This window comes from uncultured Winogradskyella sp. (genome assembly GCF_963975125.1).
Taxonomy (GTDB): Bacteria; Bacteroidota; Bacteroidia; order Flavobacteriales; family Flavobacteriaceae; genus Winogradskyella.
On the sequence record NZ_CAXBGB010000038.1, the window covers coordinates 20,654 to 28,218 of the forward strand.

The 7,565-nt window shown below is 34.1% G+C and carries 9 protein-coding genes; 5 read left to right on the forward strand and 4 right to left on the reverse strand.

Annotated features, from left to right (window positions below):
• Nucleotides 1-2 precede the first annotated feature (2 nt).
• From AAC053_RS07305 to AAC053_RS07315, 3 genes are read right to left on the reverse strand one after another with little or no spacing between them, the layout of a single operon-like run.
• Complete coding sequence (locus AAC053_RS07305; protein WP_339754717.1) at nucleotides 3-812, reverse strand: glucosaminidase domain-containing protein; 810 nt, start codon at nucleotides 810-812, stop codon at nucleotides 3-5.
• On the reverse strand, nucleotides 809-1,720 hold the full coding sequence (locus AAC053_RS07310) for a pyridoxal-phosphate dependent enzyme (RefSeq protein ID WP_339754719.1): 912 nt from the start codon (nucleotides 1,718-1,720) through the stop codon (nucleotides 809-811). The genes AAC053_RS07305 and AAC053_RS07310 overlap by 4 nt, the downstream gene beginning before the upstream one ends.
• A gap of 7 nt (nucleotides 1,721-1,727) precedes the next feature.
• The gene (locus tag AAC053_RS07315; RefSeq protein ID WP_339754721.1) at nucleotides 1,728-2,051 is read right to left on the reverse strand and encodes a hypothetical protein; all 324 of its coding nucleotides are present in this window, start codon (nucleotides 2,049-2,051) and stop codon (nucleotides 1,728-1,730) included.
• Nucleotides 2,052-2,263: 212 nt separating this feature from the next.
• Between AAC053_RS07315 and AAC053_RS07320 the strand changes: the two genes are divergently transcribed.
• The 5 genes from AAC053_RS07320 (at nucleotide 2,264) to AAC053_RS07340 (ending at nucleotide 7,107) form a co-directional block, all read left to right on the forward strand.
• Nucleotides 2,264-2,425: a DUF5522 domain-containing protein gene (locus tag AAC053_RS07320; protein WP_339754724.1), complete on the forward strand. Its 162-nt coding sequence runs from the start codon at nucleotides 2,264-2,266 to the stop codon at nucleotides 2,423-2,425.
• Complete coding sequence (locus AAC053_RS07325) at nucleotides 2,425-4,425, forward strand: urocanate hydratase (protein ID WP_339754727.1); 2,001 nt, start codon at nucleotides 2,425-2,427, stop codon at nucleotides 4,423-4,425. Before AAC053_RS07320 ends, AAC053_RS07325 begins: the two co-directional genes overlap by 1 nt.
• Before the next feature lie 10 nt (nucleotides 4,426-4,435).
• Nucleotides 4,436-4,984 carry a DUF4136 domain-containing protein gene (locus tag AAC053_RS07330; protein ID WP_339754730.1) on the forward strand — a complete coding sequence of 183 codons (549 nt, stop codon included), beginning with the start codon at nucleotides 4,436-4,438 and terminating at the stop codon, nucleotides 4,982-4,984.
• A 115-nt stretch (nucleotides 4,985-5,099) separates the two neighbouring features.
• Nucleotides 5,100-6,776 (forward strand): SulP family inorganic anion transporter, encoded by a 1,677-nt coding sequence (locus AAC053_RS07335; protein WP_339754733.1) that lies wholly within the window; start codon nucleotides 5,100-5,102, stop codon nucleotides 6,774-6,776.
• Between the two features lie 139 nt (nucleotides 6,777-6,915).
• Nucleotides 6,916-7,107, forward strand: a complete 192-nt coding sequence (locus tag AAC053_RS07340; protein ID WP_339754736.1) for a cold-shock protein — start codon at nucleotides 6,916-6,918, stop codon at nucleotides 7,105-7,107.
• Between the two features lie 60 nt (nucleotides 7,108-7,167).
• Here the strand turns inward: AAC053_RS07340 and AAC053_RS07345 are convergent.
• The coding region (locus AAC053_RS07345) for a bestrophin family ion channel (RefSeq protein WP_339754740.1) at nucleotides 7,168-7,565 on the reverse strand (398 nt) is incomplete at its 5' end.

Here is a 7,565-nt window from a genome sequence, read left to right on the forward strand (position 1 = left end):
ATTTAATTAGGAATCATTAGTTCTTGACCTAATGCTAAATTATTAGTGGTCATATTATTTAAATCTTTTATAACTTCTACAGTTGTATTAAATCGTTTAGCAAGAGAATAAAGCGTATCTCCTTTTTCAACGATATATCTATAAACTCCATTATTTACACCAACTTGTTCATTAGACTTACCGCTTAACACTTCTTTATCATATTTATAGAGTTTGTAACGCTCAATTAAGCTAATAAGTTTTTGCGGATACTTTCTATCAGTAGCGTAACCTGCAGATTTTAGACCTTTTGCCCAACCTTTATAATCATTTGGCTTTAAATTAAAGAGTTTAGCATAGCGCTTACGACCTGTTAAAAACTCAGAATGATCTTCAAAAGAAGATTCTGCTTTTCTATATTTTCTAAAACATTCTTGAGAAGCATCATCATCGTGATAGATTTTTGCTCCTTTCCATCCATGACATTTAATTCCGAAATGGTTATTAGCTTCAACAGATAACCGGCCACGACCAGAACCAGATTCTAAAATACCTTGCGCCAAGGTAATACTTGCCGGAATTTTAGATTTACGCATTTCAGTCTTTGCAATCGTTACATATCTGGCAATATAATTATCGGTTGACGATGGTGGTTTTGTTTTAACCTCAATCCCTTCTGTGTCAGTTTTAGTCGTTTTTGTTTCCTCCTTTACATCAACAATCTCAATCTTACTACTATTATCCTTCTTCTTTGTCTCTACTCCTTTTTTTGAACCACAGCTAAAAGTTAATGCAACAATTACTAAAACTATATATCTATATTTTATTTTCATTCGTTTATTAAAGGTAAGTTTTTAAGCTTCAGTTTTAAATTCATACCAGCAACACCTTGCAAACCTCCAGTATGTATCGCCAATATTTTTGAGTTTTTTGGAAAAAATCCGTTTTCTATTAAATCAATTATCCCAAACATCATTTTCCCTGTATAAATTGGGTCTAAAGGAATATCATAATCATTCTTAAATGTATTGATAAACGCAATCAATTCTGGTTTTATTTTTCCATAACCACCAAAATGATAATCAGTAACCAATTTCCAATTCTCATGTTTGGCAAATTTACGAATATCTTGCTTTAAAAAGTCACCTTTTAAAGCAGGAAAACCTAATATTCTTTGATGCTCTTTTGCTGTGTTAATTAAGCCAGATATGGTTCCTCCTGTTCCTACACATGTACATATATAATCAAATTGATTGTCTGTGCTATTTAAAATTTCCTCGCAACCCTTAATCGCTAATTCGTTTGTACCACCTTCCGGAATTAAATAGAATTCACCAAACTTAGTTTTTAGAGATTCATTAAAGTCTAGACTAGATTTACTTCTATAACCTTCTCGAGAAACAAATAAAAACTGCATTCCACAAGACTTGGCAAAACTCAAAGTAGGATTACTATCAACTTTATCTTCTAATTCTTCACCTCTAATAATACCAATAGTCTTAAACCCTCCTTCCTTACCTGCAAATGCGGTTGCGGCTATATGGTTTGAAAATGCTCCACCAAAAGTTAAAAGTGCTTTCTTATTTAAGCGTTTAGCTTCAAGAATATTGTATTTAAGCTTTCGATATTTATTACCAGAAATAAAAGGATGAATTAAATCTTCACGCTTTATATAAAGCTGAATATCATTTTTATTTCGTAAAGAAATCTGTTGAATTAAAGACGTTTTTAAAGTATCCATTGAGCCTTCAAAAATAATGTATAAAATTCCAAAATGAGCGTTTTTGTAAAAACTCTAGATTCCATTCATTAGAGTAGGCTTCACGTTCAAAAGAAATACTTCTATAAGCTATTTTCCAGTTTTTATATTGAACTAATCGAACTAAAAATTCAAAACCATAAATGATAAAGAAAGGGATAATTAGAAGTTCTATTTGTTGTTTTAGGTGAATTTTTTCATGATTTACTAAAACAGTATTCCCTTTTAAAGTTTTGTACTTTAAAAACATAAAAGGAAAAATGGTAATCCCAGCATAACCTCTTGGAACCATATATTTTGAAATTAATATCATGTTTTATTCGTTTCAAAAATCAATCCAATTTACATTATCTTTGTTATACCAAATGAATTTTAAAAGTATTGAAAGTAAATTTGGAGTATGTTTTCTTTAGATCAAATTGAAAATATAAGCATAGCATTAGTTACGATTCTATTTTATATTGAAATATAAAGGAAATAGAAACGAATTTAACCTATCATTTTGAAGTTTATTTGGTATTAACTATGAAGAAATACGTCCCAATTGAAAAAGGCGATTATTATTTAACACCCGAAGGCTACCGATGTTTCACCGAACAATATCACTTAAAACGTGGTTATTGTTGTGAAAGTGGATGCAGACATTGTCCTTACAACTTTGATAAAAATACTTTAAAAAAAAAGTAATGCAAGCAACATCATTATCGTTTAAAGACCAAATATTAGAAGGTATACCTAATTTATTGCCTCAACCAAAAGCATACGATCCTTCTATAAATCATGCACCAAAGCGCAAAGCTATTCTTTCTGCTGAAGAGGAGAAATTAGCACTTAGAAATGCATTGCGCTATTTCGACAAAAAGCATCATAAAGTTTTGCTCCCTGAGTTTAAAAACGAATTAGACACTTACGGTCGCATTTATATGTATCGTCTAAGACCAGACTATAAAATGTATGCACGACCAATTTCAGAATATCCTGCAAAGTCAAAACAAACTGCAGCAATAATGTTGATGATTCAGAATAATTTAGATTATGCCGTAGCACAACATCCGCACGAACTCATTACTTATGGTGGAAATGGAGGTGTGTTTTCAAACTGGGCACAATACAGGTTAACAATGAAGTATTTAGCCGAAATGAATGATATACAAACTTTAGTAATGTATTCTGGTCACCCAATGGGTGTATTTCCTTCTCATAAAGAAGCACCAAGAGTTGTAGTCACTAACGGAATGGTGATTCCAAACTATTCTAAACCAGATGATTGGGAGAAATTCAATGCTTTAGGTGTGACTCAATATGGGCAAATGACCGCTGGAAGCTACATGTATATTGGGCCACAAGGTATTGTTCATGGCACAACAATTACCGTTTTAAATGGTTTTAGAAAAATTGAAAAATCGCCTGAAGGGAATCTTTTTGTCACATCTGGGTTAGGAGGCATGTCTGGCGCACAACCAAAAGCGGGGAACATTGCTGGCTGTATTACAGTTTGCGCAGAAGTGAATCCTAAAATTACACAGGTTAGACTAGACCAAGGTTGGATAGATGAAAAGATCACAGATTTAGATGAATTAGTTTCACGAGTAGAAAAAGCGAAAGTTGAAAAAGAAACTATATCTATTGCCTATCTAGGAAATATCGTCGAAGTCTGGGAGAAATTTGACGAAGCTGAAATTCATATTGATTTAGGCAGCGACCAGACCTCTTTACATAATCCTTGGGCTGGAGGCTACTACCCGGTTGGTTTGTCTTTTGAAAATGCCAACGAAATGATGGCAAATAATCCTAAATTATTTAAAGAAAAGGTTCAAGAAGCGTTGCGAAGACATGCAAACGCTATTAATAAACACACAGCTAAAGGCACTTATTTCTTTGATTATGGTAATGCTTTTTTACTAGAAGCCTCAAGAGCTGGAGCTGATATTATGGCAGATAATGGTATTGATTTTAAATACCCTAGTTATGTACAAGACATCATGGGACCTATGTGTTTTGATTATGGTTTTGGTCCATTCCGTTGGGTTTGCGCTTCAGGAAAACCAGAAGATTTAGTCAAAACAGATAAAATCGCCTGCGATATTCTTGAAGAAATTAAGAGACATTCGCCAGAAGAAATTCAACAGCAAATGGCAGATAATATTCAATGGATAAAAGGGGCTCAAGAAAACAAACTTGTTGTAGGCTCACAAGCCAGAATTCTATATGCTGATGCAGAAGGGAGAATGAAAATAGCAGAAGCGTTTAACCAAGCCATAACTAATGGTGAAATTGGTGAGGTTATTCTCGGACGAGATCATCATGATGTTTCGGGCACAGATTCTCCTTACAGAGAAACTAGCAACATTTATGATGGTTCGAGATTCACAGCTGATATGGCAATCCATAATGTAATTGGAGATAGTTTTAGAGGTGCAACTTGGGTAAGTATTCATAATGGCGGAGGCGTTGGCTGGGGAGAAGTAATAAATGGCGGATTTGGTATGGTTCTTGATGGTAGTACAGAAGCATCAAGACGACTAAAACAAATGTTATTTTGGGATGTAAATAACGGTATTTCAAGACGAAGTTGGGCAAGGAATGAAGGAGCAATCTTTGCCATAAAACGCGCTATGGAAGTTGAACCCAATTTAAAAATTACGTTACCTAATCTAGTTGATGATGATTTATTAGAAACCCTTTAAAAAAAGTAATATGAAGAAACTAATTACACTCGCACCGATTTTAGTGTTTGCCATCCTCTTAACTTCTTGTAGTTCTGTAAGAGTTGCAGCGGATTATGATAAAGAAGCAAACTTTGACAATTACAAAACTTTTGCATTCTTTAAACCTGGAATAGACAAAGCAGAAATTAATGATATTGACAAGCGAAGAATACTTAGAGCTATTGAAGCCGAACTCATGGCTAAAGGCATGACCAAATCTGAAAACCCAGATATGTTAGTGAGCATTTTCACTAAGTCGAACCAACGTGTTGATATTTACAACAATGCGTGGGGCGCAGGTGCTTGGGGCTGGGGAGGCTATGGCGGCTGGGGCTGGGGAGGCTATGGTGGCAATCAAGTTTCAACAAGTACAGAAGGTATGTTATTTATAGATTTTATAGACGCAAATAAAAAAGAATTGATATGGCAAGGATCTGGCACAGGTTATCTTGTTACTAAAAATGTTGAAAAGAAAGAAGCACGTATAAAAGAATTTGTGAGTAAAACAATGGAACAGTTTCCACCTGAAAAAGGATGAAATAACATACGTTAAAAAAAAAAGCACCAGTAATTGGTGCTTTTTTTGTTACTATTATTTGCTTAGGCTTTTAATCTAAATACTATATATTTGCCGACTTTTAAGGACATATATTATGATATTAGGCCAAACTACTAGAAAAAACTTTACACAAAACCCTAAGAATGATATTCTTTCAGGTTTAACCGTTGCCTTAGCATTAGTGCCTGAAGCTGTAGCATTTGCCTTTGTTGCCGGAATCGATCCTTTAGTTGGGCTTTACGGTGCCTTTATGATGGGAATAGTAACTGCTCTTTTTGGTGGACGACCTGGAATGATTTCAGGAGCAACTGGAGCAATGGCAGTTGTAATGGTTCACTTAATTCAAAAAGGAAACGAGGTTGGTTTAGCTTTAGACACACCAATAGATAATCTGGGCTTACAATGGCTTTTTATAACTCTTCTTTTTGTAGGGATAATACAAATATCTGCTGGAGTATTTAAACTAGGTAAATTTGTGCGTTTAATACCTCACCCAGTAATGATGGGATTTGTAAATGGTTTAGCGATTGTTATTTTTCTTTCGCAACTAGGCTTATTTCCTAATGCTGTACCAAAAGACATTTCATTCTTAGACAATACTTCTAATTGGTTTTCTGCACTATTCTTAAATGCTGGTTTCTGGAAAATGATCGGTTTTATAGGTTTAACTATGGGAATTATGTATGGACTTCCTAAACTTACCAAGAAGATTCCTGCAGCTTTAATTGCCATTATTGTTGTGGCATCTATCACTATTTTTGGTAGAATGGAAGTTAGTACTGTAGGATCGTTTATTGCTGATGGTGGTGGAGAAGGTTTACAAGGTGGTTTACCAACATTTCAAGACCAGATTTTTGGATTCTTTGGAACACTATCTGGCCACTGGGACTTAATTTTTTCTACGGCATTTATACTTGCTGCTGTAGGTTTAATTGAATCACTAATGACATTAAATCTAATAGATGAAATGACAGAATCTAGAGGAAACGGTAACAGAGAATGTATCGCTCAAGGTGGTGCAAACATGTTAAACGGATTCTTTGGAGGAATGGGAGGCTGTGCTATGATAGGGCAATCAATTATCAATGTAGATTCTGGTGGACGAGGTCGTTTATCTGGCGCAGTTGCCGCCATAGCACTACTCTGTTTTGTATTGTTTGGGGCACCATTAATAGAACAAATTCCTATTGCTGCATTAGTAGGAGTAATGTTTATGGTTGTTATAGGGACGTTTGCATGGAGTAGTTTTAGAATCATTAGAAAGATACCATTATCTGATGCAATCGTATTAATAACCGTTTCTGCTATTACAGTGTGGAAAGATCTAGCCATTGCCGTTATAGCTGGCGTAATTATATCTGCACTAGTCTTTGCATGGAAAAATGCTACTATGATTAGAGCGCGGAAACGCATTCAAAATGATGGCACAAAAACCTATGAAATTTGGGGACCATTATTCTTTGGTTCTATACAGAATTTTAATTCTAAGTTTGATGCCAAAAATGATCCTGAAAATGTAGAGATTGATTTTGTGGAATCGCGAGTGAGTGATCATTCTGCTTTAGAAGCTATTTTCAATTTGGTAAATAAATATGAAGCCGAAGGAAAATCAATTAAGCTAAAGCATTTAAGCGAAGATTGCAAAGTTCTACTTAGAAAAGGGAATCCAAAGTTTGAAGAAGTTATTATTGAAGACATTGACGATCCACGATATCATTTAGCTGCCGACCCAGAGAAATTTACGAAGCCGCTTTCTGAATACAGCATGTAATTAATAAATTAAACGACAGATTTACAGCTGATTATTAAGTGGTTAGCTGAAATTAATTTCTTTTTTTAATAAAGAGAATAAAATAATTGATTACCAACTAATTAGACTATCTTTGCAGCTTAATTAAATATATTATAATATGAGTACTGGTACAGTAAAATTTTTTAATGACTCTAAAGGTTTTGGATTCATAACAGAAGAAGGAAACAACAAAGAGCATTTTGTACACATTTCTGGCTTAATTGACGAAGTAAGAGAAGGAGACAATGTAGAGTTTGATTTAACAGAAGGAAAAAAAGGATTAAACGCAGTTAATGTAAAAGTTATATAATTATATATCTTACAATCTTTTTACGAATAAGGCCTATCTTTTGGATAGGCTTTTTTATGTTTACATCTGAACGTTTTGTTCTTCAGGAAATTGGCATGGTATGTCATTAGAATCTTCATCAAGCATTTGCCTCAAATCAATTTCAATACCTCGAGCAATTGTAGAAATAGGAACATCATTAGGCCCTCCTTCAAATGGGTTCTCTCCAGTTCTAGCTAAACGTTCCATAGTATGAAATGCCCAAGAAACAATTGCACAAAATGGAACAGCAATCCAAATAAAATACTCACTAACAAGGTAAAAATTATCTACTGTGGTTTTACCAATTTCAGCAAATTCTGGAATTAAACCAAAGGGTAATAAAATAGTAAATACTCTTGTGAGATATAACGCTAAACTTGCATACTGCCTAGGATAAGGGAAGTTTTTTATTCGCTCAGATTTCCCTTGATGTGTAA